Below are 26,648 nucleotides of genomic sequence, written 5' to 3'. Positions count from 1 at the left end.
TACGCGGCCTCACGCCACATGAATTTGTGTGTGCCCAGTGGCAGAAAAACCCCGTTAACTTTACCCAGGACCCGACCCACCTCACGCTGGGACTATACACCTAGGCGCGCAGCATGTGAATGTGCTTGATGTCGTCTTCCAGGTACATCGGGCCGTGCTGGCGAAAGCCGAAGCTCTCGTAGAACGTCTGCAAGTACAGCTGCGCCCCGATCTGGATGGGCTGGGCGCCAAACCGGGTTTCCAGGGCGCCGATAGCCTGGTGCAGCAGCGCGCGCCCGAAGCCGTAGCGGCGCCACGCCGGGCTCACCGCCACGCGGCCGATGCTGGCTTCCGGGTAGCTGAGGCCGGCGTCGAACAGGCGGGCGTAGGCGGCCAGCGTGCCGGTTTCGGTGTAGCCCAGCAGGTGGCAGGCGGCCTGGTCCTGCCCGTCGATATCCTGAAACGCGCAGGTCTGCTCCACCACGAATACCGCGGAGCGCAGCTGCAGCAAGGCGTAGAGTTCGGCCAGGGTGAGATCGGCAAAGGGCTTGATGGTCCAGGTAAGCGGCGGCATAGGGCAGAAAGAGTAGGGCGCAAAGATGGCCGACAAAGCGCGGTTTTCCGGCTAGCGGCAGCCAAATAAGTCGCAGAGTGGACTCAGACGCCTCAGGTGCCAGCCGGGCCCAGCCGGGCGCAGAGGTCGCCAGTTTTGCGCTCCGCCTGATGTAAGCCCGGGGCCTCTGCCGGTTTTATCAGGTTGCCGGTAAGCGTCCCGGCGCAGAGACAAGCAGGCCCTGGGCAGGATGCCACCAGCAACAAAAAGCAACGGCCGCTACAGGCTCCTGGCTTGTTTACCCGGGGAAGGTATTCACAAGTCCGGAGGCGGTAACGGCCGTTGCTGATGGGTTTGCAGTAGGAGGAAGGCAGGTTCAGCTGGGCGGCTTGGCCCAGAAATCCAGAAACAGGGATACTGTCGACCGCTAGTTTGAGTGGGGCAGCACTGCGGGGTCACTGGACAACGACAGCACTACCCGGCCGTCCGTGTACCGGGTACATTTCGACTCAAAGCCATTTTCGCACTCGCTCCAGGCACTGCTGATTTTTACGTTTTTGGACGTGGGAATCGTGGAGGGATTAGTGTCGGTGCCCTCCCATACGGAAAGGATTTTGCCGGAGGGCGTCATCATGAACTTGGTCTGGTCCATGTACAGGTAGCGCCCGAGCCCGGTGAGAGTAGGGCTCATGTTGGGCTCGCTACGAGGGGCCGTCTGCCGCCAGGCCCCATTGCCGTTGGAGTCGAGGATATACTCGTTGCCGGTTATCTGGCATACCACTATTGCGGCCGCAATGGTATTGCCAGTGCCGGTAGCGGCTAGGTCGGGAGCAGGGATACTGCCTTTGTCGCAGCTACTAAGCAGCGTGCCCATTGCCAAGGCCGCAACGACTCGAAAAGTGGGGAAGTGTTCCATAAAAAGTGTGATTAGAGGTGAATTCCTTGCAGAATTTACACAAACTAAATCATACTGAATATAATTTACATTATATTTTTTGTAAAATACATCATATATTAGCATCATCTGAGCTTAGTCATGTTTTCTAAGTTACATTGCCAGGTGAATAATGTAAGTTTCTGACCGGTAATGGGATATCTATTAACTGCCTGGTCGGTATAACGCCTGGGAAGCTGGGCGGGCGCCTTACCTCTAACCTTGGCCAACGCAGGCAAGCGGCCGTCGGTAGGCCGCAAGGAGCAACCCGGCCGTGTTGGTGTCCGGCGGTCGGCTCACTAAAGCCCGTGGGACGTTGGCTGCGGTCGGGCCGCAATGGATCTGGCAGGGGACTGGTAACGGGCCAGGGCCTAACGCTTGGTCGGAAAGGAGTAGATGATGGCCTCGGTTTGGGCGCACTGCACCTGGCTGGAGTAAAGCTGCACCTGCTGCTGCGCCCGGATCACGCGCTGCCGGGTGGCCACGGGATTCTCCAGACACCAGCCGATGTGCCGAGCGCAGGCCGCTACGTCGCCCAAGGGGTAGAGCAGCCCCGTTTCGCCATCCTGCACCAGCTCCACGGTGCCGCCCGTGGCCGAGCCTACAATCGGCACGCCGGCGGCCATGGCTTCCAGGGTTACCATGCCGTAGGTTTCACTGGTGGAGGCCAGCACGAAAATGTCGATGGCGTGGTAGAATACGGCGGGGTCGGGCTCAAAGCCGCGGAAAAATACGTGCTGCTCCAGGCCCCGCGTCGCGACCAGCTGCCGCAGGCGGTGCAGGTAGGTGTCGCCCTCATTGCGGGTCGGCTCGCCCATGATCACCAGCCGGGCCTGGTGGGGCGAGGTAGTGCGCAGCTGGTGCAGCGCTTCGATAACGAAATCCTGGCCCTTGCCATCGTCGAGGCGGCCCAGAATGCCCAGCAGCGGGCCCTGGGCGGGCAGCTCCAGGGCCTGGCGGGCCGCCGCCTTACTGCCGGCTCCGGGCGCAAACTGCTCGATGGGCAGCCCCAGCGGTACTACGTGCACCCGGCCGGGCGCCATGCGGGTTTTCTCCAGCACCTGCCGCGCCAGTCCCGGCAAAGGCGACAGCCAGGCGTCGAGCAGCCGGAAGCGCAGGGTGTGAAACAGGTCGCGCTTGGCCAGGCCCAGCTGCATGTGCTGCTGATAGATCAGGTGCAGGTGGCCGCGCCGCAACAGCTTCACCAGAGTGGCCAGACCCAGATCCTTGTTTTGGGTGACGATCAGCACATCTATCTGCCGTTGCTCCAGCTGCTGCAGCAGAGTGCGGGCGGCGGCCGGCAGCCGGAAACCCCGGCGGGGCACCACCAGCTCCAGGGGCACAACCCACTGCCGGGCCAGCTCGGCCAGGGGCGTGGCGGGCGGCACCAGCATCGTTACGTCCCAGCCGCGCAGCTGCATCCAGGCCGCAAACTTCAGGCTGTTCAGCTCCAGTCCGCCCAGGCTGCCCGACAAGCACAGCACGCCCAGGCGGGGACGGTTCCTGTTTTCGGCGGGAGCAGTGGTGGCCGGGCGCACCGGCGGGTGGGGAACAACGGGGGCAGACATAGGGCAGCAAAAAGGGAGGCAGCGAACCTGGCGGGGCGGAAGCCCGGCAAAAGTCGGCTAAAAATAGCGGGTAGTCCAGCCGCGGCGGCGGGTGGGTCCGGCCTTTCAACCCCGGCGCGCCTGCCCGGGCTACGACCAGCGGCTCAGAAACTGCAGAAAAGCTTCCTTGTACTGGTCGCTGACGGCAATACCCACCGCGCCGATGTGCACCGTATGGCGGCGGACGGCCTCGATTTTGTCGAGGGCCACGATGAAGGAGCGGTGAATGCGCAGAAAGCGGCGGGCGGGCAGCTTTTCCTCCATGACCTTGAGGCTCATCAACGACAGCAGGGGCCGGGGCGTGCCGAGCAAATGCACCTTCACGTAGTCCTTCAGGCCCTCCACGTAGAGAATGTCGCTGAGCTCGACGCGCACGAGCTGGTACTCGACCTTGAGGAAGATAAACTCTTCCTCGGCCGGGGCCGGCGCTGCCGCCACCGCGGGGCTCTGGGTGAGGTCGGCGTAGGCGCGGGCCTTGCTGGCGGCCCGCAAAAACTCCTCGTAGTTGAAGGGCTTCACCAGGTAGTCCAGGGCATCGACGCGGTAGCCGTCCAGGGCGTACTGGTGGAAGGCCGTGGTGAAGACAACGCGGGGGCCGGTGCCGGGCTGGCCGTTTTCCAGCACCCGGGCCAGCTCCAGCCCGCTCAGGTTGGGCATCTGGATATCGAGAAACAGCACGTCGATGTCGGGCTGCTGGTGCAGGCCCTGCAGCGCTTCCACGGCGCTGGCGTAGCGCCCGGCCAGCGTCAGAAACGGCGTCTGCTCGATAAACTGGCAGAGCAGCCCCAGCGCCAGGGGCTCATCGTCCACGGCAAAGCATTTCAGCGTAGTCATACCTGCAGCGTTAAGTGAACCCGGTAAGTAGCCGTCGGGGGGTGGTCGGCCACCAGCAGCTGAAAGCGGCCGGGGTACAGCAGCGCCAGCCGCCGCCGGGTGTTGGTCAGGCCGATGCCCGTGCTTTCGTCGAGGCTGGCGGCCTGGTTTTCGAAGCGGGTGTTGCTCACCTCCAGCTCTACGGTGTGGGACTCGGGCTGGCGTACGGCAATGTAGATGCAGCTGGGCTGCACCGCATCGACGCCGTGCTTGAAGGCGTTTTCGACGAAGGGCAGCAGCAGCATGGGCGCCACGGCCACGTCGTGCCCCGGCGCGGGCCGCTCGAAGGTGAGGGTGACTTTGTCGGTCAGGCGCAGCTGCATCAGGGCCACGTAGTCCTGCACGAAGTCGAGCTCCTTGCTGAGCGGAGTAGTGCCGGCGGGCGTCTCATAGAGCACGTAGCGCATCATGCGCGAGAGGGTATGCAGCGCCTGCCGGGCTTTTTCGCCGTCTATCACCGTCAGGGCGTAGATGTTGTTGAGCGTGTTGAAAAAGAAGTGCGGGTTGATCTGGGCCTTCAGAAACGACAGCTCGGAGCTGATTTTCTGCTGCTCCAGCTCCCGGCGGTGCTGGTCGTCCTGCTGCCACTTCTGCACCACCGACACGGCCGTGCTGATGCCCAGCACCAGCAATATGGTCAGCAGGCCCTTCACATCGAAGCGGAACGAGGCTTCGCCCGGGGAGCGGGGTGAGGGGCGCCAGCCGGTGGCCCCCTTGTTGGCGGCGAAGGCCTGATCCAGCAGGGCCCGCAGGTTCAGCACCACCTCCAGCAGCTGCGACAAGGCCACCACCACCGCGGCCGTGGCCAGCAGCACCAGCACAAACCGGCCCGCGTGCCCGCGCAGCAGCAGCCGGGGCACGCTGATGCGCGCCGTGAGGTAGAAGGCCGCCACCCAGAGCCCGAACACCACCGCCTGCTTGACCCAGAACTCCGGGGGCACCGTGATGCGGCCCAGCAGGGGATTGAGCAGAATCAGGGTGAGTCCGAACAGGCCCCAGAGCAGCACGTGAATCAGCGGCGTGACGTAGCGCCGCAGGTAGAAGGGAGACATAAGCCAGGGAGAGGAACGCGCAAACAACGCGCAAACATAGTGTACGGTAGCCGCGCGCCGGGCAGTAACCGACCGCGCCGGACATATTCCCGACCGGCCCCGCGCTTTCATCGGTCGGATGGCGGGCTGACTCCCGCCGCGGGCTGGGCGGGGTCGGGCCGCCACCCTGGCGCAGTCGGCCGCGGCCGCAGTCGGCGGCACTTCCTGCGCCGGCGTATCGGCCTGCCGCTGAGGGGCGGACCAGAAGAAGGCCAGGGCCGCCGGCAGATTCCAACCGATTGATCCGGGGTATCTGTCGGGAGTTCGGGGCGGGTGGTCTAGTATCGGTTGGGCTGGGCCAGGAAAGCCGTTGCTTTGGGCGCTGCGCAGCCCTGCCCCGGTACTCAGGGCGCGCCGCCACCCATGGTTTCATCCGCAACCGGCCCCCGGGCTGAGTGCACCGCCGACTGTACATATGGACGCCGCCACGCCGCCAGCTGCCCGGGAAATTTCCCCCGCCACCCGTCACGATTTCAAGCTGATCCGCGCCGCAGTGGAGCAAAGGGATGAGAAGGCCTACGCCGAGCTGATGCACCGGCACCAGCGGGCCGTATTTCGTTTGCTGCAGAAGATGGTCCGCAGCACCGACGACGCCGACGACCTGACCCAGGAAACCTTCGCCAAGGCCTTCCGCGCCCTGCCCACCTTCCGCGCCGAGTACGCCTTCAGCACCTGGCTGTACCGCATTGCCACCAACACGGCCATCAACTTCCTGCGCAAGCGCAAGACCTCGCCCCAGACCCTGCCCATGGGCACGCTGCTGCTCAATGCCGACGGGGAGCTGCGCGAAATGGACTTCCACGACCACGGCCTCAACCCCCAGGAAGCCATTATCCGGGCCCAGCGCATCGGGCTGATGCGGCAGGCCGTGGCCCAGCTGCCGCCCAAGCACGCCCAGATGGTCACGCTGCGCTACTTCGAGGAGCTGAGCTACCACGAAATTGCCCAGGAGCTCCGCATTGCCGTCACCACCGTGAAGGCCCAGCTTTACCACTGCCGCCAGCGCCTGCTGCTGCTGGTCAAGAACAGCCAGCACGCGCTGTAGCGCCGGCCGGGGGAGTATTTTAATCTAGAGTCAGGGCTGCGCCTGGGCCCGGACCCACTCCACGGCCCGGCTCAGGGTTTGGCCGGGAGCCAGCGCCTCGTCGGGCACCAGAGGCGCGTCGTACACGCGGCGGGTGCGGTCGGCGAAGTAGGCGGTGGTCAGGTTGAGCAGGGCGCCGTCGGACAGGGGGTAGGTGGTGGTAGCGCTGGGAATACCGAACGTGGGCTGCCCGAAGCTGCGGGTGCCGGGCCGCCCCCGCAGTGCCACGGCCAGCGCCTCGGCGGAGCTGGCCGTGCGCCCGTCGGTGAGGACGGCCACGGCCCGGGCGGGCTGCCGGAGCTGGTAGGGCTCGGCGAGCAGCGGGTAGGGCGTGCGGCCGGTAAAGGCGCGGCCCTGCCGGTAGCCCCAGGCCTCAAACCGGCCTTTCCCGGGGGCAAAATAGCCCAGCACGCCTTCGCCCACTACCGGCCCGAGGGCGGCCAGCATCACCCACAGGTTACCACCCGGGTTGCCGCGCAAATCCACGACCCAGCCGCGCAGGCCGGGCTGGTCCTGGCGCTGCAGCTGGTCGCGGAGCCGGGCCACGTACTGCCGGGCCTGGGCGTCGGTGCCCTTGAACGGGGGCACCCGCAGGTAGCCCACGTCGGCGGGACCGGCCACGGTATCGGGGGCCGCCCGGCGGGTGGGGGCCGTCAGCGGCAGCTGGGCGGTTGTCAGCGCAGCCGGGGGCACGAAGGTGCTGTGGTGGTCGTTGAGGGCCTGCACGGCCAGGCGCAGCAGGGGGTAGGTTTCGGGAATGGTGGCTACTTGAAAGGCCCGGGCCCGCAGCTGCTGCTCCAGCTTTGGCCAGTCGACCTGCCGGCGGCCGACGGCATTTTCGCGCAGCAGGGCCAGCGCGTCGGTGAAGTACTGGTCGGCGGCCGGGGCGAAGGTCTGGGCCGGGGCCGCGGTGGGCCGCAGGGTGAGCAGCAGGGTGAGCAGCAGGGGCAGCAGAAGCAGGCCGGCGAGGCGCAGCAGGGGGCGGAGCATAGGCAAAAATACAAAGGCCGGGGGTGGAACCGGGTAAACAGCCGCCCGGGGCCGGCGGGTTCAGAAACCAGCCCCGTCACCCTGGCGAAGTGGCCGGAATTACGCATCTTTCCCCACGCTCCGATTATCCTATTGATATCCCTGTATGTACACGCCTGCCGGGGGTAAGTGCGCTTACCATTTCTCACTTTCTAACCCCCATTTCTTATGAGTAACCGCATTTCCGTCGTGCTGCCCGCTGCCGTGAAGCAGAAAGTGGCCGACGCCCTCACCCTCATCCGCCAGGAGCTGACGCCCTACCTGCACCCGCTCACTCCGGAACAGCGCCAGGGCATCGTCAAGATGGGCGACAGGTCGCTGGGCTTTATGGAAGACATCCAGGACTACGGCACCACGAGCCCGGCCTTCGTGCCCGCCTTCGTCGACTTCGCCGCCCTGAAGGAAGACGTGCAGGCCACCACCGACCTCGACAACATCCTGCGTCCGCTCCAGCAGCTGACCACCGACGTGGAAAGCACCCAGATGCAGACCGGCGGCGAGGCCTACACCGATGCCCTAGTGGTGTACCGCAACATCCAGAGCGCCGCCAAAAGCAACGTACCCGGCGCCCAGGCGGCGGTGGAGAAGCTCAAGGTGCGCTTTGCCAGCCAGGGCCAGCGCAAGGCTCCCGCCAAGCCCACTACCGGCGCGTAGGCAGCCCTGCGAAGACCACCGGCCCCGCCTGATGCTGTTCAGTCGGGGCCGGTGTGTTTCGGGGCTAGTCGGGAAGGCTCAGAACCTGCTGAGGTGTCCTCCAAAGGTACCCGAGTGGGTCCGGAGGATACTGGGGTAGCTCCGGAAGGTCCTCAGGTAGGTTCGGAAGGTACTCGGGTGAGTTTGGAGGAGACCTGGGCTGGTACGGAACATATTCCAGTAGGTTCGGAAGGTACAGCAGTGGGTTCCGAAGGTACCCGGGATGTTCTGGAACATACTCCAGTAGGTTCGGAAGGTACTTGAGTAGGGTGCAGAAGTAAACCGGGTAAGCTCGGGAGGTATTATCTGCCTTGCCTTATGCTTTCTACCTATTCTTCCCAAAGTCTGGCCGTCCTTCTGAAGCAGCTCCCGGACCTGGTGTCATTGGTACGCATCGAAGGGGAGGAGTTTCAAATCGAGCAGCTTGCCCCATCCGGCTGGAATTTGTGGGTTTCCTCCGAAGAAGAGGACCGCCTGACTGTGGGTTTTGCCGAATACCACTGCCATTTTGGAGGCTTTCAGAATGATACGCCCGAAGCCGCCGCCGCCGCTGCTAACTGCATTCAGGAATTGCGGACCGGCAAGCTGGTCGTGGCAGTCTGGTACGAGGGAGACAAATATGCGCAGTCTAATATGAGTGAGTCCACAGAAACTCCCAAGCCTTGGATGTGGGAGCATGACCAGCGGCCGGCAAGAGCCCTGACCCTGCAAATTAGAAAGTGGGCTGAGTAAGCCCGCATCCTGCTCCGATCCGACCCTGCCCTACTGGCGCCCTACTGGCGCGAGTTTAGCGTAGCGTAACTCGTGCCCCACCTTGCCGGGAGGCTGCGCCTCCCCCGCCAGAACGGGTGCGCCGCCCAGATTTCTTCAGTCGGCGCGGGGCTGGGTTTGCCGCGTTGCGGCAGTGGAGGTACAACCTCCACGCTATGGTTGGTCACGAGTTACGCTACGCTAAACTCGCGCCAGTGAGGGGGGCAAGCAGTGGTGCCACGACTCCAAGTCGTGGCACCACTGCTGCTAAACTCGCGTCAGTAGGAGGGGCTTGTCGAACGTGTAGAGAAGCGTATTCGCGTCTTCTGGCTGAACGACACCGGTTGCGCGGCGCGGACGTCTCGTGCAACGATTGAGACGCGAATATGCGTCTCTACCCCGTTCGGCAAACTGCGGTAGGCATCGGCCTCTACGCTTCATCCCCCTGATCCGACGCTTCGGCAACCTTTAGTTTCGGCCGCCGCCGCCGCGCTTCACCTTTGGGCATCACTTCGCTGCTGACCCGATGAAACGCCTGCTCCTGTCCCTGCTGCTGCTGCTGCTGACCGCCGCGCGGCCCCTGGCCGCCCAAGCCCCCGCCACCACCCTCAGCGGCACCGTCCGCGACGCCGCCGGCCGTGCCCTGCCGGGCGTCAACGTGTTTCTCAAATCCACCTTCGACGGGGCCAGCACCGACTCGCTGGGCCGCTTCCGCTTCCGCACCCGCGCCACGGGCACCCTGCCGCTGGTCGTTACCACGCTCGGCTATCTGCCCCAGGAGCAGTCCGTGGTACTCGATGGCACGGCCAAAACCCTGGCCTTCGTCCTGAAGGAAGTGCGCAACCAGCTCGGCGACGTGGTCATCACCTCGGGCACCTTCGAGGCCGGCGACACCCGGCGCAGCACCGTCTTCTCGGCCCGCGACGTGGTGACGACGGCCGGGGCCAGCGCCGACGTGGCCGGGGCCTTCAACACCATGCCCGGCACCACCCGCAACGGGGAAGAGGGCCGGCTGTTTGTGCGCGGTGGGGCCGCCGGCGAAACCAAGCAGTACCTCGACGGGCTGCTGCTGCAAAGCCCCTACAACGCCAGCCTTTCGGGGGTGCCGGCGCGGGGCCGCTTCTCGCCCATGCTCTTCAAGGGCATGGCCTTCAGCACCGGCGGCTACTCGGCCGAGTACGGGCAGGCGCTGTCGGCGGTGGTGGTGCTCAACACCGAGGACCTGGCCCCGGAAACCCAGACCGGCATCTCGCTGCTCTCGCTGGGCGGGCTGAGCCTCTCGCACCAGCACCGCGCCGAGCGGTCGTCGGTGGCCGTGACGGGCGACTACCTGAACATGCGGCCCTACTTCGGGCTCGTGCCCCAGCACCTGCTCACCGCCTTTGAGTCGGGCGGCGGCTCGGTGGCGCTGCGCCAGAAAACCGGCGAGATGGGCATGCTGAAGCTGTACGGCCAATTCACCCGGCAAACCCTGGGCGTACGCCTGCCCGATGCCGAGTGGCCCGCCGGCCGGCCCGCCGGGGTAGAATCGGGCAACAGCTACGTGAATACCACGTTTCGCGGCCCGCTGCGCCGGGGCTGGTCGGTGCAGACCGGCCTGGCCGCCACCCGCGACCAGCAAAGCCAGCGCTTTACGACCCGGGATGCCGGCACGGGGGAGGAACACCAGCAGGTGGCCCGCGAGCTGGAACAGTCGCTGGTAGGGCGGCTGGTGCTCACCAACGACTCGGCCAGTGCCTACTGGAACCTGAAAGTGGGCGTGGAAGGGCTGGCGCAGCGCGACCAGCAGCGCTACCAGGCTCAGCGCGACACGCTGTTTCAGTTCGACGAGGGGCGGGCCGCGGGCTTTGCCGAGGTCAACTTCACGCTCAGCAACAAGCTGGTGGGCCGGGTCGGCGGGCGGGGCGAGTATTCGGCGGTGCTGCACCGCTGGAACGCCGCGCCCCGGGTGGCCGTGGCCTACCAGCTGAACGAGAAAGCGCAGCTGTCGGGGGCCTGGGGCTACTTTTACGAGACGCCCGCCAACGACCTGCTGCTCCGCGCCCGGGCACCCCAGGCGCTGCGCTTCGAGCGGGCCCGGCACCTGCAGCTCACCTACCTGCGCACCTACCAGGACCGCACGCTGCGGGTGGAGGCCTACACCAAAGCCTACGCCAGCCTGGTGCGCTACGAGCCGGGCCAGCCCTCCTCCGCCCTCACGCCCTACGACCCGGCCAGCTACCGCAGCGCCGGCACCGGCTACGCCCGGGGCGTGGACGTGCTGTGGCGCGACAAGAAGACCATCAAAAACGGCGACTACTGGATTAGCTACGGCTTGCTCGACACCCGGCGGCAGCAGCGCCAGGACCCGGTGCTGGCCGTGCCCACCTTCGCCGCCCGCCACAACCTGAGCGTGGTGGGCAAGTACTGGGTGGGCAAAATGCACACCCTGGTGGGGGCCACCTACACCTACAACAGCCCCCGGGCCTACTACAACCCCAACGACCTTACCGGCTACAACGCCGGCCGCCTGCCCAGCTTCCAGGACCTGAGCCTGAACGCCAGCTACGTGACCACGCTGCGCAAAAACTTCACCATCGTGCACGTGAGCTGCACCAACGTGCTGGGTCGCCAGAACGTGTTCGGCTACCGCTACGGCCCCGTCCGCGACGCCAGCGGGCAGTTTCCCGGCGTGGCCGTGCTGCCCTCGGCGCCCCGCATGGTGTTCGTGGCCCTGCTGATTTCCATCAACAAAAAGCGCCCGGCCGACACGACCACGGCCCCGGAGTAAGGCACTTCATCCCCCTGATCCGACGCTTCGGCAACATAAAGTTTCGGGTGGCCCGGCTACCGGCCACCTTTGAGCCATCCTCTCCTTCTTCATCCTTTCTTCATCCTTTCTTTTTCTTACTGTCATGAAAAAAACGCTGCTTCTCCTCGCCCTGGCTGCCGCTTCCGTCACCGCTTCGGCCCAAACGAAGCCCGCTGCCGTCGCCGCCGCCCCCACCGTCGCCGCTGCTCCAACCCCCGCTGCTGCCGCCGCCCCAACCCCCGCCGGCTACGCCGATATGCTGGCCGCCACCATCACCGAGCTGATGAGCACCGGCGACCCGGCCCCGCTCAAGGAAAGCGTGGCGAAGCTGGAGCGCGCCGCCGCCGCCGTGCCCACCGACTGGCTGCCCCGCTACTACCAGGCCTATGGTCACACCATCATCAGCTTCGTGAGCAAAGAGGACGGCGACACCAAGGACAAATACCTTGACCAGGCCGAGGCCGCGCTAACCCAGGCCCGCACGCTGGGCGGCGACGAGTCGGAGCTGCTGGTGCTGCAGGCCTATTTGTATCAGGCGCGGCTGGGTATTGCGCCCATGACCCGCTCGGGCAAGTACTCACGCTTGGTAATGGAGACGCTGGCGCAGGCCAAAGCCCTGAATCCGGCCAACCCGCGCGTTTACCTCGTGCAGGGCAACAACCTGTTCTTCACGCCCAAGATGTTCGGCGGCGGCCCCGACGTGGCCAAAGCCGTGTTCGAGGAAGGCAAAACCCGGTTTGCCGCCTTTCGCCCCGCTAGTGCGCTGGCCCCCAACTGGGGCGAGCGGCAGGTGCTGGGCCGCCTGAAAAGCTACGAGCAGCCGGCCGCCGCGCCCGCCCAGGCGGCGAAGTAGCCGGTCCGGCTCCCGGGAGTGCCCCGCGGGGCCGGGCCGCGGGGTAGGCGGGACCCGGTCCCGCGCGGGTTTGCCGGGGTCGGGGTGCCCGGCCCGAGTCCTGAATTAGCCCTTATCTTGCCATGCCTACGTTGCCTGCCCTCCGCGCTGCGGCCTGCTTTATGCCCGAACATGCTCCGACGATGCCGCCCTTGCGCGCCCCGCGCCCCTGGCTGCGGCTGCTGCTGCTGCTGCTGACCGTTTCGGCGGCCATCAGCCTGCTTACCTGCCTGCGCTGCCTCGACAACCCGCAGGAGCTGCTGCTGAACTTCGTGCTGACCACAGTTTACACCGTCGGGCTGTGGCTGGCCAACGGCTACTCGCTCGACTGGCTCGACCGGTACGTGGGCTGGAAGCAGGCGCCCGCCAAGCGCATGGTGCTCACGCTGGTGGTGTCGCTGGTCGGCTCGCTGGTGGTTATTATGCTGGTGCGGCTGGGCTACATTCTGTACCGGCAGCAGAGTCCGGCGCGGCTGTTTTCGGCCCAGTACATCGACGGCTACGTGTTTCCGCTGGTCATCACGGTCATCTGCTCGCTGTTTATGCACAGCCGCTCGTTTTTGCTGGGCTGGCGCGAGGCCCTGGTGCGCAACGAGCGGCTGCAGAAGGAAATGGCTTTGGCCGAAACCGCGTCGCTGCGCCAGCAGCTCGACCCGCATTTCATGTTCAACGCCCTGAACGCGCTGACCTCGCTGGTGGAGGAGGAGCCCAAGCTGGCCGTGCGCTTCATCCGGCAGCTGTCCCAGGTGTACCGCTACGTGCTCGATGCCCGCCAGCGCGAAGTGGTGCCCCTGGCCGACGAGCTGGAGTTTGCCCGGTCCTACCTGTTTCTGCAACACATCCGCTACGGCGAAGCCCTGCGCTTTGAGCTGCCCGAATCCCGGGAGATTCCCGCTCACTTCGTCGTGCCGCCGTTGAGTTTGCAGCTGCTGCTGGAAAACGCCCTCAAGCACAATGCCGCCAGCGTGAGCCAGCCCCTGTACCTGCGCATCGAGCTGGATGCCGCCGCCAAAACCCTGCAGGTGCGCAACACGCTGCGCCTGCGCCGCCTGGGCCCCGACGAGTCCATGGGTATCGGGCTGCCCAACCTGACGGCCCGCTACGCCCACCTTACCGCCGAGCCCGTGCAGGTGGCCCGCACGGCGGCCGAATTCGTGGTGACGCTGCCCGTGCTGAGTGTAGTGTGATAAATGTGCTACGAATTGGTTGATAGGCTACGTATAATTACCGTTATTTGAACGGGCTCACCACCGCGACTGTGTTGCAGCCCATATAACTTTTGGATCAAATTTTTAATCAAGGCATGCTATGTACAGATGGTCTCTTGTGAGCTTATTACTCACCGGTTGTAGTCTACTAGGCAGCAGCGAAAAATGCAACCCGGACTTCAACAAGGTTTATTATTCAGCCGGCATTAACTTCGAGTTGCTCGATGCGCATACCTCCAAGAACTTGCTCGATGTACGCACGGGCATTTACTCCCCCGATGCCGTTAAAGTCTACGACGCCACACGCCAAGTAGTGTTTCCTGGTCCTGTACGCGGCGATGGACTGGTGTCATTTTCACCGCTGGAACGGGAAAGCGACCGATTACCCTACGGCACTGACCTGCAACGGGAATATTATCTCTACCTCAACCCCACCGACCAAGACACCTTCGCCCTAGCGTTCCGGCTCCGTAAGAATGAGTGCGGCTTTGCCGAGTTCGAGCGCTACACCTTACGCTACAACGGCAAAGAAGTGGCCGTAGGGGAGGGGTTGACGATACCAAGTCTGACGCTATACAAACGCTAATTTTTTGGGTAACGCCGCTGCGAACCCTCGTTTTCCTGAACCCCTGACCACTGCTCGTCACCATGTCTCCACGAGGACGCTGCCGGACGGCCAGAGTTCAAGGAACTGGTTTACCAAATCAAGGTACACGGAACCCAATCAGGTAGGCGTTTCGTGAACTTCAACACAGTATATTCCTCAAATTAGTGCTTGGCTCATCCGCATATTTTCCACATTTGTCACCTGAGTCCCACTTTTCCACATTGAAAAAGGATGACTGCCTTCGTTATTGAAGATGAGCCGCTGGCCGCCCGCCGCCTCACCGACCTGCTGCGCCGCCAAAGCCCGCCGGTGGAAGTGCGCGGCACTGCCGACTCGGTGGAAGCCGCCGTGGTGCTGCTGCAAACGGCCCCTGTGCCGCCCGACGTGCTGTTTCTGGATATCCACTTGTCGGATGGGCTGAGCTTCGAGCTGTTTGAAAAGGCCGACGTGCGCTGCCCCGTCATCTTCACCACGGCCTACGACGCCTACGCGCTGCGGGCCTTCAAAGTCAACAGCATCGACTACCTGCTCAAGCCCATTGATGAGGAAGAGTTGCAGGCGGCGCTGCACAAGCTGCGGGCGCTGCGCGGTACGGCCGCCCCGCCCACCCCGGCCTTCGATCCGGCCCTGCTCGCGCAGGTGTTGCAGCAGCTGCAGCCGTCGGGGCAGTACAAAAAGCAGTTCGTGGTGAAAGTGGGGGAGCACCTGAAGGTGATTCCGGTGGAAAACATCAGCTACTTCTTCAGCCTGGAAAAAGCCACCTTCCTGCAAACCCGCGAAAACCGCCGCTTCGTCATCGACCAGACGCTGGAGCAGCTGGAAAAGCTGCTCGACCCGCGCCAGTTCTTCCGCCTCAACCGCGCCTACTTCGTGCACCAGGATTCCATCCACGACATTATTCACTACACCAACAGCCGCCTGAAAACCGTGCTGCTGCCCGCCAGCCCCGAGGGCGACGTGCTGGTCAGCCGTGAGCGGGTCCCCGCCTTCCGGGCGTGGCTCGAAAGGTGATTTTGTGGGAAAGGCCCTGTCATCCTGAGCCTGTGAAGGACTTTATCTAATAGAAACGAGTCGTTTTCACGAGTGTCGCTCAACCCTGATACGGTCCTTTGCGCTGCTCAGGATGACAGAACGAAAATGCACCATTTTACCCCTCACCCTTCCAGCCATTGCTTAAACGCGCCGGCTTTTTCCTTGCTGACCAGCACTTCGTCGGCGGGGGCGGGGGAGAGGTCGAGCTTGAGCTTGCCGTTGAAGTGGGGGTGCAGGCGCTGCACGGCCTGCAGGTGGGTGATAAGCTGGCGGTTGAGGCGGAAGAAATGCTGGGGCTCCAGCAGCTTTTCGAGCTGCTCCAGGGTGTACTCCACCACGTGGCGGCGGCCGTCGGTGGTGACCAGCGTCGTAACCTCGTGGCGGCTCTGGAACCAGGCTACGGCGCTGATGGGCAACGGCAGCAGCTGTTCGCCGGTGCGCACCAGAAAGCGGGTTTTGTACTGCCGCTCGGGCCGGGGCAGCGCGTCGCGCAGGACTTCGAGCTGCCGGGCCGGCGCGGTGGGCGTGCGCAGGTCGTGGAGCTTGACCAGGGCCGCCTGCAGCTCCGCCAGCTTGATGGGCTTGAGCAGGTAATCGATGCTGTTGGCTTTGAAAGCGCGCAGCGCGTAGGCGTCGTAGGCCGTAGCGAAGATAACCGGGCTGCGCACGATCAGCTGGTCGAACACGTCGAGGCTCAGGCCATCGGCCAGCTGAATGTCGGAGATGATCAGGTCGGGCGCGGGGTTCTCACTGAGCCACGCCACGGCCCCGGCGACGCTGTCGAGCACGGCGGCCACGCGGGCGGTGGGGGCCGCCTGCAGCAGCAGGCGCTGGAGCCGCTCGGCGGCGGGGTACTCATCTTCGAGCAGCAGAACCGTCATAACTGAATTCAAAAGCAAATCTGGTGGCCGCTGGCCGGCGCCGCCCCGGACCCGCGTCCAGCCCAAGCGGCCCGCTGCGTCGGCGTGAACAGCCGGCTCAAGCTACGGAAAAGCCGGCGTCAGGGGGCGGGCAGCAAGGGCAGGTACACGGTGAAGGTAGCCTCGGCCGGCTCGATGCGCACCGGCTGCGGCGCCTGTAGCAGCGCGTAGCGGTGCACCGTGTTCTGCAGGCCCAGGCCGGTGCTGGGGCCCAGGCCCGCCTGCCGGGGGCGGAAGGAGTTCTGCACCTGTAGGTAGCCCGTAGCCGCCGCGGCCGTGATGGATACTTCCAGCGGATGCTCCCGGCTCACCACGTTGTGCTTCAGCGCGTTTTCGACCAGCAGCTGCACGCTCAGCGGAGCCACCTGCCGGGTCAGCAGCGCGGCCGGAATGTGCTGGGTTACCCGCAGGTTGTCGCGAAACCGGGTTTTCTGCAGGGCCACGTAAGTATCCACGAAGGCCAGCTCCTCGGCCAGCGGCACGGTGGGTTTTTCGCGGGCCAGCAGCACGTAGCGGTACACGTCGGCCAGCTGCTCCACAAACTGCTGGGCCGGGGCGTTGGCGTCGTCGATGAGGGCGGCCAGGGTGTTGAGGCTGTTGAAGAGAAAGTGCGGGTCGAGCTGGTTTTGCAGGGCTTCGAGCTGGCTCTGCACGCCTGCCTGGGTGAGCTGCTCGGCGCGGCGCACGTTGTGCTCCCACTGCTCAAAAAACCGGATGCTTTCGTAGAGCAGCAGCACCAGCACCGCCGGAATCAGGTTGAAGGAAATCTGCCGGATCAGCGTCGGGGGCTTCAGCGGAAAGTAGGGCGGGATGAGCAGGTGCAGCGCGGCCATGAGCAGGGCCGTAGCCGCCGCCGTGTACAGCAGGCAGCTTCCGGCCAGCAGCCAGAGTCGCCGCCGGGTCTGCTCTACCCGGGGATAATACCGCAGCAGCGCAAACCAGATGGTGCGGGTACCCAGCCACAGCACGGTGGTAAACAGCAGCGAAATAGCCAGGTTCACCACCAGGATTTCCGGATTCAGCAGCTGCGGCAGCTCGTCTACGGTCAGCAGGCTGATGAGCCCGGCCAGCAGCGGCACTCCCAGCAACAGCAGGCGGCGGTCGTTCATAGGGTAAAAGAAGGGCCGTGAAGCAAAGACAGGGAAGTGACCAGGGCAGGAACAGGAAAGTGGCCGCCTTACCGGGGGCGGAAGGTCCCGGCTTCCGGTTTGTTAGTGAACTGCCCGGCCGCCGGTTTGCGCAGCGCGTGGCGCAACAGCGCCTTTACCACCAGGTGATGAAACGGGCGGATGACGGCGAAATATAAGCGCCCTACCCGGTTGTGAAAATGGACGACTGTCGTTACCACCGCCCGGCGGGGCGTCGTCGGCGGCACCCACACCGACACGCGGAAATCCAGGTGCCGGTCGTTCAGCCCCAGCACCACTTCCTGGTCCGCGACGCTGAACACCTGAAACAGCCCCAGCCGACCACCCGGCACCAGGGGCTGGTCGGGGGAGAGGGGAGTGGCGGGGAAGGTTGTGAGGCCCAGCGGGCGTACCAGCCAGTCGCGCAGCCGCAGCAGGTGCCGCACCCAGCCGGGACCCTGCCCGAAGAGCAGCTGCGCCACTGCCGGCGCAGCCTCCGGGTGATGCGCCATCAGCGGCAGCTGGTAGGCATCGGCATAGTCAACCGACGAAAACCCTGCGGCAATCTGACTGGTAGCGGGGATGCCGACGGCGGTAACGGGAGGTGAACTCATGGATAAAGGAGAAATAGTAAGACCTGAAATCAGCTTGCCGGCCAGAGCGGCAGCCCCTGCAGGGCGTGCCAGTACAGCCACGCCACGGCCCCGACGTACAGCAGCGTGAAGGCCAGCAGCCCGAGCAGCTGACGGCGTACTTTCACTTGGGGGAAATACCGGCCCAGCAGCCACCCGGCCAGCGGGAGCAGCTGCAGGGCGTGCAACCCCAGGAAGTGGGCCGCCCGCAGGTCGCCGGTGCGGGTGCTCCAGCCCAGGCCCGGCAGGCCCGGCCCGCCGTCGGCCGCGCCAACGGTATGGCCCATCTGGCGGATCATGGTGCCGCCCACGGCGCTGCCCACCAGAAACAACAGCAGCCCCAGGCGCATTCCCCACACGTAAGCCGCCGGGCCAAACGGCCGATGCCGCAGCGAGAGGTAAAGCACCCAGACCAGCAGCACGGTATTGAGCGAAATGAAGAGTCCCATCACCCCGAACAGGGCGCCATCGAGGGCGGAGGTCACGTTGAAGTGCGAAGTGGTGCCCCGGGCCGCCTGCAGGAAAATAAGCAGCACTTCGACCGTCATGCTCACGGCCACGCCCCAGCTGATGATGCGCGTGGCGCGTTGGGCCGCCGCCGGCAGATCGGCCAGCAGCCAGCCCAGGGTCCAGACGTAGAGCAGGGTGGACAGCGCGAATTTGAGGGGCTTAAACCACACGTTCAGGCCCGTTACCACCCGGTCGTCGAACGGCAGCAGGAGCAGGGCCAGGGCAATAAGGGGCACGTTGAGCCAGCCCGCCCAGGACAGCACCGGGCTGGCGCGGTGCAGCACCCGCAGAAAGTGCCTCAGCCCGTAGCCGGAGTCCGCGGCCTGCTCCATAGCGCTGCCGGAAGCAGAGGTAGATAATGTCAGCGTTTTCATCAGCAGGAAGTTAAAAGGCCAGGAACAGTAACGTCAGGCGACGCCAACGGCGGCAGTTGGCGTTAGCGGGTAGGCGCGCCGCAGCGCACTGTAGAGCAGCAGGCCCACCGGGCCGAGCATGAACGTGAGCAGCAGACAGGGCACCAGCAGTCCGTGGGGCACGCCGCGCCGGCGGGCGTCGCGGGCCAGCCAGGCGCCCACCGCCAGATCGAAGCAGAGGTAGTGCACCCAGCCGGCCAGCAGCGCCCAGGGGTCCTGAAACAGCGCCCCCACGCCGGTCAGGGACCTGAAGCCGCCGGTACCGGCGTGGGGGCCCAGGTAATGGCGGCCAATAAGCAGGGCATACGCCGCGGCCAGCACCAGCGGCAAGGCCCCGGAGTGTACGAGCCGCTGGGTGAAGCGCCAGCGCGGGGCCAGCACCAGCAGAAGCCAGCCCAGCATTGCCACGGGGTTGGCCAGGGAAAACAACAAGTCGGGCGTGAGCATGGACGGCGCAATAGCAGGAACAACGGGTCAAAGCTAAGCCGGGCCCGCCCACGAAAACAGTCCGAAACCGGTGAAGCCGCCCCGTGCCCGGGTGAAGCGCCCAAACCACCGGGGTGAGTCGGCGGTTGCCTATGAAGCGGGAGCCGCGCTGCCGGCCAAAACAGCCGGGCGAAGGAGCCGCTGGCCGCAAGGTGTCAACAACTCTGGCCGCAGGCCGTACCTTTGGAGCGTGAATCAGGTTGTCAGAAAGAAACTACTGGGTGCTGTGGGGGCTTTGCTGCTGGCGCTGCCGGCCGCCGCCCAGCGTCCCGACTACGCCACCGACTCGGCCCAGCTGCACCGGCGGCCAGTGTTTCAGCTCGACGTGCGCAACTCCATTCTCAACCGCAACTTCGTCACGCTGCTGGGCCTGAAGCTGGGCGTGGAATGGCGCGGCCGCATTCGGACGGGCCTGGGCGTGTACTTCCTCAGCAGCCCGATTCCCACGCGCCAGCCGCTGCCCATCGAGCTGCCCCCCGCCACCCGCACCGAGCTGCGCTTCCGCTACGTGGCCGGCTACGGCGAATACGTGCTGCTGCGCACCCGCCGCTGGGAGCTCAACACCCAGCTGCAGCTCGGCGTGGGCAAGTCCTACACCCGCTACTTCGTGCCCGCCGGCCCGGTGCTTCGCTCTCCCAAGCAGGTAATCTGGCTGGCGGAGCCCAGCGTGGCCGGACACATGCGGCTATTCCGCTGGTTTTCGCTGGGTACCGGCCTGGGCTGGCGGCAGCCGATTTTCGTCAGTGAGCTGCTCCAGCAGGAGCTGAACGGCCCGGTGTTTTACGGGCGCGCCAAAATCTCCCTCGGCGACCTGTACAAAACCCTGCGCTTCAAGCGCCGCCTCTTCAGCCAGCACGGCCTGCGCGCCGACAATTAGCCTGTCTGCCGAGGTCGGGTTCCGGCGTCTCATCACTTCGTATTCCGCTGACTTTCATGCCCGATTACACCATTCGTGCCGCCACGCTGGCGGATGCTGCCGCCATTGAAACGCTCTACCGCACGGTGGCGGAGCAGGGTGGGGGGCTGGCCCGAAGCTCCGCCGAAATCACCGCCGACTACGTGCAGGCGTTTCTCACGCGCAGCCTGGCCGACGGGGTAGTCCTGGTGGTGGAGCAGCCCGAGGGCGCAGGACTGGCCGGCGAAATTCACGCTTACGGCAGTGGGCTGCGCATTTTTGCCCACGTACTGGGCGAGCTGACCCTGGCCATTCACCCCCGGCACCAGGGGCAGAAGCTCGGCTATCAGCTTTTTACGGCCCTGCTAACTGCTGTGCGCCAGCGGCTGCCGCACGTTCAGCGGGTTGAGCTGCTGGTGCGCGAAAGCAACCAACGCGCCATTGCGCTCTACGAGAAACTGGGTTTTGAGCGGGAAGGCCGGCTGCTGGGCCGCGTTTGCACGGGCCCCGGGCAGTTCGAAGCCGATATTCCAATGGCCTGGCACGCCTAGCGGCGGTGCTTGGCCGGGGGGCGCCAGACTACCGGTTTCACTTCGGCCAACCAACACAAAAGCCGGCTCCCACGGGGAGAGCCGGCTTTTTCGCAGGGGAGCGGTTGGCTTACTTGGGGCCGGAGGCCGTGGTCAGGCGGCGCAGCAGAATGTGGGTCGACTGCTGGTTGCGCTGGCCGTTGGGCAGCGAGTACACCTGCACCACGTCCCAGCCCAGCTTGCCCATGTAGTTGAGCGTGCTCAGCGGAGTCGAAAACACTTCCATCTTCCCTACTTCGCGCTTGGCAAAGTCACTGTCGCCGAGCTTCTCGAAGCCGAAGCCGAAGTCGACGAAAATGTCGCTGCCCTTGGTCTTGGTCGGCTCGTTGAGGAAGTCCGTCTTCAGCAGCTCGCAGTACTCGTAGCGCGCCGCGTTGACGTTGGTGGTCTGGGCCTGCGCGACAGTAGTACCCGCAAGCAGCAGCAGAAAGGTCAGGGCGGAGAGTAGCAGATGTTTCATGGGGAGCCGGCTTAGAGTTGGTCAGAAGGAATAGAAACCCGGAAAAGCGTGTCATGCTTCGGCAAGCTCAGCATGACGTTCTGGAAGGAAACCGCTTAGTTGTAGTTCGGCAGAAACTGGTACTTGCGGCTGTAGTCCAGCATCTGCTGGGCAAAGTCGGTGGGGTATTCCACCTTCACGTCCACGATTTTGCCCCCGGCTTCCACCGGCACCAGGCGCGGCTGAATGAAGCCCTGGTAGGGCGCGATGTTGAGCTTGGCGTAGCGTTCCAGCACTTCCTTGTGCAGCACCGGGTCTACTTTCACGCCGTAGGTTTCAATCAGGTTCTTGGCCGCCGCGTAGTCGCCTTCACTGGTCAGGCGCTGCAGCTCGCGCAGCAGCTGCCCAAACAGGCCGCGCAGCTTCTGGTAGTCGTTGACGCGGAAATAGGTCTTGCCGTCGCGGGTTACTTTCTCGATGACGTTGTCCTTTTTACCTTTCTCAAACGCCCATTTGGCCACCATCTGCCGGTTGCGCATGTGGGCTTCCTCCACGGTTTCGCCCAGCGACAGGCGGGTGAGCTGGCTCATCAGGCCGTTGCGGATGTAGTTGTCGTACTCGGCCTTGCCCACTTCCAGGCTCGGTACCACGCCCAGCTGCACCAGCTTCTCGTCCATCAGGAAGTACAGCGCCACCAGGTCGGCGCGGCCTTCCTCGATGGCGGAGGCGTAGCTTTTCAGGGTTTCCTTGGGCGTGCCCACGTTGGCGTTGATCTGCCCCGAGGCGTGGCCGATGACCTCGTGCATGTCGGTGTGGAGCTTGCCGGCCAGGCCGGCGTACTGGCGGGCGCGGGCTTTCTCCTCCGCCGAGTAGGCAAACTCATCGAGCGAGCCGCCGGCGTCGGCCAGGCCGTAGGCTTCCACGATGTTGCCCAGCTGCACCGACTTGGAGCCGTGCTCCTTGCGGATCCAGTTGGCGTTGGGCAGGTTGATGCCGATGGGCGTGGCCGGGGCCGCGTCGCCGCTTTCCACTACCACGGTAATCACCTTGGCCGTGATGCCGACCACGTTTTTCTTCTTGTGCTGGGGCAGAATCGGGGAGTTGTCCTCAAACCACTGGGCTTCGTCGCCGATGGCCTGAATCCGCTTGCTGGCCTCCAGGTCCTTGAACGACACCACCGACTCGTAGGTAGCACGGTAGCCCAGCGGGTCAGCGTACACCTCGATAAAGCCGTTGACCACGTCGGTGCGGGACTTCGTGTCGCGCACCCAGGCAATGTTGTAGTCGTCCCAGGTTTTCAAGTCGCCGGTGCGGTAGTAGCTGATCAGGCGCTGCAGGGCCAGCTTCTGCTCGGGCGTATCGGCCACGTCCACGGCCTTGCCCAGCCAGTAGATTACCTGCGTCAGCGCCTGGCCATACATGCCGCCCACTTTCCAGGGCAGCTCAAACACGCGGCCCTGCTTGTCCTTGACCAGCTTGGAGTTGAGGCCGTAGGATACCGGGGTCTTGCTCTTCTTGTCGATTTTCTTGGCGTAGTAGGCTTCGGCTTCCTTCTGCGTCACGTTCTCGTAGAAGTTGGTGGCCGAGGTCGTCAGCAGGTCCTGGCCGGCCTCCTGGTTGACGCGCTTGGGCGCCACCTTGGGGTCGAAGATGATGGGGGTGATGGCCGTCAGGAACTGGTCCACGGTTTCGCCCTTCTCCAGCGGCAGGGTGCTGGCATCCACGCTTTTCACCAGCTCGGCAAAGTACTGGGGCGTGCACTCGGGCACAAACTTCTTGGTGGAGTAGTGGTGGTGAATGCCGTTGCTGAACCACACCCGCTTGGTGTAGATGTTGAGCTTGTTGGCCTGGTCCACGTTGCCCGTGTTCGAGGTGTTGGTAATCCGCTCCTGGTTGGCGGCCCACACGGCTTCCAGGGCGCGGCGCACGCGCAGGTTGTGCTTGTAGTTCTGGTCGTAGGTGATTTCGCGCCCACTCAGCGCCGCTTCGTACAGGTAGTAGAGCAGCTCCTTCTGGCGCGGGTCCAGGGCCTCGAAGCCCGGGACCTGGTAGCGCAGCAGCCGCAGGTCGGCCACCTGCTCGGTGACGATCTGGAAGCCCTGGTCGGCGGCCGCAGTGGCCACGGCCGGGGCCGGGGCGCCGGGCGTGATGGCGGAAACCGCTGCGGTGGTAGCGGCAGAAATGGCCTGCTCCGGAGCCGTGGTGGTACCCGTGGTAGTGGCGCAGCCGCCCGCAAACTGAGCGGCCAGCAGCCAGGCCGCCGCCGAAATTGTGTTACGCTTCATTGAAAAAAAGGCAGAATGGGAAAGTTGTACAAAGCAAAGGCTTTTTTCACATAGTTGAGAACCGGCCGAACCAGAAGTTCGAGGTCCTCAATCGTCTGTCATCCTGAATGCAGCGTAGCGGAGTGAAGGACCTTCCTCTTTCAACACTGCCACCCTCATCTCAACGCGCAAAGTCCTGCCCATATCGGGCGGAAAAGGCTTTGCTCAGCTAAAAAGGGTTGCTGCTTATCGGAGGAAGGTCCTTCGCAGGCTCAGGATGACAGGCGGCGCTTAGCTGGGCGGGGTCGGCGTGATGCTGCGCACGGTGCTCAGCCGGTCGAGCTTGCCGGAGGCCGTGGTGCGAAACTGGGGCACGTAGAGCAGCTCCCGGGGCCGCTCGTAGCGCTCCAGCCGCTCGCCCAGCAGGGCCAGCAGCTTCTTGGCCTGGGTTTCGGGCAGGGGCGCACCCTCCAAAAAGGCCGTCACCTGCTCGCCCAGACGGGCATCGGGGCGGCCGGCCACGAAGGCGCGGTGGGGCAGGCCCAGCTCGGCCAGGGCCACTTCCAGCACCTGCTCCACCTTTTCGGCCTGCACCTTCACGCCCCCGGAGTTTATCACGAAGTCGGCGCGGCCCAGCCACTCAAACTCGTGGCTGTCTACTAGGCGCACCCGGTCGTTGGTGGTTACCAGCCGGTCGTCGGTTACGTCGGCGCGCACGGTGAGGCAGCCGCGGGCATCCTGGTCGATGTGGATGCCGGGCAGCACCTGGTAGAAGGGCGTTGCGGCGGGGCCGTTCAGGCGGCGCAGGGCAATGTGGGAGGCGGTTTCCGTCATGCCATAGGTGAGGTAGACCGGCACCTTAAGCTTTTGAACTTCCTTTTCCAGGCTGCTTTCCACCGTGGCCCCGCCCACCAGAACGGCCTTCATCTGGTTCAGCCGGGACGCGTAGTGGTGGGCCAGCACCTCGCGCAGTTGCAGGGGCACAAAAGAGGCGAAGTCGAACCGGGCCGTGACGGGCAGCAGCGCCAGCGGGTCGGCGTGGGGCTCCACGATGGTCAGGTGCAGGTTCAGCTCCAGCCCGCGCACCAGCATCATCAGCCCGCCCACAAACTCGCAGTTCAGGCACACCAGCATCCGGTCGCCGGGGCCCAGGCCGAAGTAGTCGCCGGTGCGGCGGGCGGAGGCGGCCAGCTGCCGGCGGCGCATGGTTACGAGCTGGGGCTTGCCGGTGGAGCCGGAGGTGCGAAGCCCGAATTCCTGGGCGCCGTTCAGCCACTGCCGGCAGAAGTCCAGCACCCGGGCTTCGTAGCCGTTCAGGTCCACGGGGCTGTCGGCGGGGTAGCGCTTGATGTCGTCGTAGCGGAATTCGCGGCCGTTGAGCAGCAAAGAGTCGGGCAGGAGCGGGGAGGCAGTGGGCATACGCGCAAAGTAAAGCGGGAAACGCGGGGTTTCTAGTTTGGGCTGACAACCATACCAGACGGCAAAACCGCCGCAACGACTAATGGCAGCTAACAAATATTTCCGCGNCGCAACAAATCCGCCTCTTTTAACGACCGAATCATGGCCGTAGCTTGTGGAATCTGGAATTGGCATCTGACTAAAAAGAAAGAGGCTATTTAGGAACAAGTCTTTTACCTCCAAGACAAGGAAATTCCCGTGAGCGACACCTATCGCGAGCAGCTGTACCGGTTGATTCGCGAAGCCTAATAGCCTGCCGCGATTCTATTGTTCCACTGCCTTATCCAGTTCTACAGAGACGGCTGAGACGGCTCCGTGGAATAGCAGGCGTAGCACGGTGGTTTTGTGAAACTCCTTGCCCCGGCGCGTGCGGTAGCCGTGGGCATTGAGTTCTGCCGCGATGGCGGCCAGTGTCAGCCCGTCGCGCCGTAGCAAGGTGGCCAACCGACGGGCCTGTTTATTCGGCACTGCCTCCTGCGCATTGCGCTGCACCACCGCTCGGCCCAGCGCCCGCGAGGCCGCCGTAAAGTTCTCGGGCTTGCCGAGGGTAAAGCCGCGTGCTTTCTTGGCTGAGAGCCCCCGTTTCGTTGCGTCGGAAATATCCTTAGCGCCCTTCTGCGCGACGGCCGCCAAGATGTTAATGGTGAACTCGTCGGCGTTGGGAATATCGCAGGCCTTGAAGCGCACCCGCTCCTCCATCAGCTTCGAGGTGAAATATACGCTGCGCGCCAGACGCGACATCTCGGCCACGAGTAGGGTGGCACCTACCGCCTTCGTCTCCGCAATAGCCTTCGCCATTTCCGGCCGATTGTTCTTCCGGCCACTCTCCACCTCGATGTACTCAGCCACGATTCGGTCACCGGATTGCATGAACCGGTGCGCAATCAGGCGTTGCCCTTCCAGGCCCAGGCCGCTTTGCCCTTGCCGAAGGGTGGAGGCCCGTAAGTAAAGAATATAGTCCATGCCGAATGGTCAACAGCCGAAAAACAGGGTCGAAACTACGCCGTTACGTGTTAAAAACGACCGTTCTTAACTTGTAACTACAGCATGAGAAGCGTGGGGGAGCCTGTCAAGCTGGCGGAATGAAGGCGTTAGATGAATGAAATGCGGGGGAGCACTGCTTCTGAGGAACCAGTGGGTTTTGTCATATACTCTCGTCAGACTCCCGTATTCCCTAACGTGCTATTTTTTCCGTTTTCTGAGAGGACCCCGACTAGTCAGAGCCTGCAAGATACTACCTTTCTAATTCCACTAATCCGCTACTTGCTAGTGCTTAGTCAGGGGAATTAGTTAACAAAACAAGCGGGTTAGCGTTGGGGATAGATGGCCCGACCAATCACTCCCTTCATCCTGCCGGCTGCTGACCAAGCCGCCCTCGAAAATTTTACGCGCACGGGTCGCCGGCCGGTACGGGCGGTGCGCCGCGCCCAGGCCCTGCTGGCGCTGGCCACCGGTATCGGCCAGCAGGCGGCCGGCCAAGCCGTTGGCCTCAGCCGACAGACGGTGAGCCAGCTACGCCGCCGCTACGACGAAGGCGGCTGGCAAGCCGCGCTGAGCGAAGCCCCGCGTAGCGGCGGCCCGCGGCGTTTTGATGGCCCCCAGCGGGCCGCCGTGACGGCGCTGGCCTGCACCCCGGCCCCGGTGGGGCACAGCCGCTGGACCCTGCGTTTGCTGGCGGACAAAGCCGTGGAACTGGCGCTGGTGGAAACCATTTCCCACGAAACAGTGGCGCAGGTGCTCAAAAAAACGAATTGCAGCCCCACCGCCAGCAGCACTGGTGCCTGGGGGCGG

General features: G+C 64.4%; 26 protein-coding genes. 11 read left to right on the top strand and 15 right to left on the bottom strand.

Annotated elements, in window-relative coordinates; genetic code table 11:
- Window positions 1-100: 100 nt before the first annotated feature.
- The 5 genes from ABD842_RS03445 to ABD842_RS03425 form a co-directional block, all read right to left on the bottom strand.
- On the bottom strand, window positions 101-553 hold the full coding sequence (locus ABD842_RS03445) for a GNAT family N-acetyltransferase (protein WP_345110102.1): 453 nt from the start codon (window positions 551-553) through the stop codon (window positions 101-103).
- A gap of 406 nt (window positions 554-959) precedes the next feature.
- Window positions 960-1,448, bottom strand: coding sequence for a hypothetical protein (locus tag ABD842_RS03440; protein ID WP_345110100.1), 489 nt, complete (start codon window positions 1,446-1,448; stop codon window positions 960-962).
- 389 nt (window positions 1,449-1,837) lie between these two features.
- Window positions 1,838-3,034, bottom strand: coding sequence for a glycosyltransferase (locus ABD842_RS03435; RefSeq protein WP_345110097.1), 1,197 nt, complete (start codon window positions 3,032-3,034; stop codon window positions 1,838-1,840).
- 129 nt (window positions 3,035-3,163) lie between these two features.
- Entirely contained in the window at window positions 3,164-3,907 is a 744-nt protein-coding gene (locus ABD842_RS03430; protein ID WP_345110094.1) for a LytR/AlgR family response regulator transcription factor, read from the bottom strand.
- Window positions 3,904-4,998: a sensor histidine kinase gene (locus tag ABD842_RS03425; protein WP_345110091.1), complete on the bottom strand. Its 1,095-nt coding sequence runs from the start codon at window positions 4,996-4,998 to the stop codon at window positions 3,904-3,906. Before ABD842_RS03425 ends, ABD842_RS03430 begins: the two co-directional genes overlap by 4 nt.
- A gap of 454 nt (window positions 4,999-5,452) precedes the next feature.
- On the opposite strand from ABD842_RS03425, the gene ABD842_RS03420 reads away from it, so the two are divergent.
- The gene (locus ABD842_RS03420) at window positions 5,453-6,082 is read left to right on the top strand and encodes an RNA polymerase sigma factor (protein ID WP_345110089.1); all 630 of its coding nucleotides are present in this window, start codon (window positions 5,453-5,455) and stop codon (window positions 6,080-6,082) included.
- Between the two features lie 30 nt (window positions 6,083-6,112).
- Here ABD842_RS03420 and ABD842_RS03415 read toward each other — a convergent pair whose 3' ends face one another.
- Complete coding sequence (locus tag ABD842_RS03415) at window positions 6,113-7,111, bottom strand: S41 family peptidase (RefSeq protein ID WP_345110086.1); 999 nt, start codon at window positions 7,109-7,111, stop codon at window positions 6,113-6,115.
- Between the two features lie 207 nt (window positions 7,112-7,318).
- Between ABD842_RS03415 and ABD842_RS03410 the strand changes: the two genes are divergently transcribed.
- The 7 genes from ABD842_RS03410 (at window position 7,319) to ABD842_RS03380 (ending at window position 15,102) form a co-directional block, all read left to right on the top strand.
- Complete coding sequence (locus ABD842_RS03410) at window positions 7,319-7,804, top strand: hypothetical protein (RefSeq protein ID WP_345110084.1); 486 nt, start codon at window positions 7,319-7,321, stop codon at window positions 7,802-7,804.
- A 357-nt stretch (window positions 7,805-8,161) separates the two neighbouring features.
- Window positions 8,162-8,575, top strand: coding sequence for a hypothetical protein (locus ABD842_RS03405; protein ID WP_345110082.1), 414 nt, complete (start codon window positions 8,162-8,164; stop codon window positions 8,573-8,575).
- Between the two features lie 544 nt (window positions 8,576-9,119).
- On the top strand, window positions 9,120-11,363 hold the full coding sequence (locus ABD842_RS03400; protein ID WP_345110079.1) for a TonB-dependent receptor: 2,244 nt from the start codon (window positions 9,120-9,122) through the stop codon (window positions 11,361-11,363).
- A gap of 124 nt (window positions 11,364-11,487) precedes the next feature.
- Window positions 11,488-12,237 (top strand): hypothetical protein, encoded by a 750-nt coding sequence (locus tag ABD842_RS03395; protein WP_345110077.1) that lies wholly within the window; start codon window positions 11,488-11,490, stop codon window positions 12,235-12,237.
- 122 nt (window positions 12,238-12,359) lie between these two features.
- Window positions 12,360-13,463, top strand: a complete 1,104-nt coding sequence (locus tag ABD842_RS03390) for a sensor histidine kinase (protein ID WP_345110075.1) — start codon at window positions 12,360-12,362, stop codon at window positions 13,461-13,463.
- Window positions 13,464-13,602: 139 nt separating this feature from the next.
- Window positions 13,603-14,070 carry a hypothetical protein gene (locus ABD842_RS03385; protein WP_345110072.1) on the top strand — a complete coding sequence of 156 codons (468 nt, stop codon included), beginning with the start codon at window positions 13,603-13,605 and terminating at the stop codon, window positions 14,068-14,070.
- Window positions 14,071-14,322: 252 nt separating this feature from the next.
- Window positions 14,323-15,102 (top strand): LytR/AlgR family response regulator transcription factor, encoded by a 780-nt coding sequence (locus ABD842_RS03380; protein WP_345110069.1) that lies wholly within the window; start codon window positions 14,323-14,325, stop codon window positions 15,100-15,102.
- A gap of 143 nt (window positions 15,103-15,245) precedes the next feature.
- On the opposite strand, the gene ABD842_RS03375 is transcribed toward ABD842_RS03380, so the two are convergent.
- The 5 genes from ABD842_RS03375 to ABD842_RS03355 form a co-directional block, all read right to left on the bottom strand.
- Window positions 15,246-16,004 (bottom strand): LytR/AlgR family response regulator transcription factor, encoded by a 759-nt coding sequence (locus tag ABD842_RS03375; protein ID WP_345110066.1) that lies wholly within the window; start codon window positions 16,002-16,004, stop codon window positions 15,246-15,248.
- A 119-nt stretch (window positions 16,005-16,123) separates the two neighbouring features.
- A complete protein-coding gene (locus tag ABD842_RS03370; RefSeq protein WP_345110063.1) occupies window positions 16,124-17,152 on the bottom strand; it encodes a sensor histidine kinase in 1,029 nt (342 codons plus the stop codon).
- A gap of 68 nt (window positions 17,153-17,220) precedes the next feature.
- On the bottom strand, window positions 17,221-17,784 hold the full coding sequence (locus ABD842_RS03365; RefSeq protein ID WP_345110061.1) for a DUF2867 domain-containing protein: 564 nt from the start codon (window positions 17,782-17,784) through the stop codon (window positions 17,221-17,223).
- Between the two features lie 29 nt (window positions 17,785-17,813).
- On the bottom strand, window positions 17,814-18,686 hold the full coding sequence (locus ABD842_RS03360) for a hypothetical protein (RefSeq protein WP_345110058.1): 873 nt from the start codon (window positions 18,684-18,686) through the stop codon (window positions 17,814-17,816).
- Between the two features lie 33 nt (window positions 18,687-18,719).
- Window positions 18,720-19,172: an ABA4-like family protein gene (locus ABD842_RS03355; protein ID WP_345110055.1), complete on the bottom strand. Its 453-nt coding sequence runs from the start codon at window positions 19,170-19,172 to the stop codon at window positions 18,720-18,722.
- A gap of 229 nt (window positions 19,173-19,401) precedes the next feature.
- Between ABD842_RS03355 and ABD842_RS03350 the strand changes: the two genes are divergently transcribed.
- Window positions 19,402-20,088, top strand: coding sequence for a hypothetical protein (locus tag ABD842_RS03350; RefSeq protein WP_345110052.1), 687 nt, complete (start codon window positions 19,402-19,404; stop codon window positions 20,086-20,088).
- 56 nt (window positions 20,089-20,144) lie between these two features.
- Window positions 20,145-20,657 (top strand): GNAT family N-acetyltransferase, encoded by a 513-nt coding sequence (locus tag ABD842_RS03345; RefSeq protein WP_345110049.1) that lies wholly within the window; start codon window positions 20,145-20,147, stop codon window positions 20,655-20,657.
- A gap of 109 nt (window positions 20,658-20,766) precedes the next feature.
- Here the strand turns inward: ABD842_RS03345 and ABD842_RS03340 are convergent, their stop codons facing one another.
- The 4 genes from ABD842_RS03340 to ABD842_RS03325 form a co-directional block, all read right to left on the bottom strand.
- Window positions 20,767-21,156 (bottom strand): hypothetical protein, encoded by a 390-nt coding sequence (locus tag ABD842_RS03340; protein WP_345110046.1) that lies wholly within the window; start codon window positions 21,154-21,156, stop codon window positions 20,767-20,769.
- A gap of 95 nt (window positions 21,157-21,251) precedes the next feature.
- The gene (locus ABD842_RS03335) at window positions 21,252-23,420 is read right to left on the bottom strand and encodes a dipeptidyl-peptidase 3 family protein (protein WP_345110043.1); all 2,169 of its coding nucleotides are present in this window, start codon (window positions 23,418-23,420) and stop codon (window positions 21,252-21,254) included.
- 270 nt (window positions 23,421-23,690) lie between these two features.
- The gene (locus tag ABD842_RS03330) at window positions 23,691-24,818 is read right to left on the bottom strand and encodes an AMP-binding protein (RefSeq protein WP_345110041.1); all 1,128 of its coding nucleotides are present in this window, start codon (window positions 24,816-24,818) and stop codon (window positions 23,691-23,693) included.
- A gap of 303 nt (window positions 24,819-25,121) precedes the next feature.
- Window positions 25,122-25,820 (bottom strand): recombinase family protein, encoded by a 699-nt coding sequence (locus ABD842_RS03325; protein WP_345110038.1) that lies wholly within the window; start codon window positions 25,818-25,820, stop codon window positions 25,122-25,124.
- 360 nt (window positions 25,821-26,180) lie between these two features.
- Here ABD842_RS03325 and ABD842_RS03320 point away from each other — a divergent pair.
- Window positions 26,181-26,648, top strand: a 468-nt coding sequence (locus tag ABD842_RS03320) for a helix-turn-helix domain-containing protein (protein ID WP_345110035.1), incomplete at its 3' end; no start/stop codon positions are given.

This window comes from Hymenobacter algoricola (assembly GCF_039539525.1).
Lineage (GTDB): Bacteria > Bacteroidota > Bacteroidia > Cytophagales > Hymenobacteraceae > Hymenobacter > Hymenobacter algoricola.
This window is presented reverse-complemented; position numbering and strand designations above follow the sequence as displayed.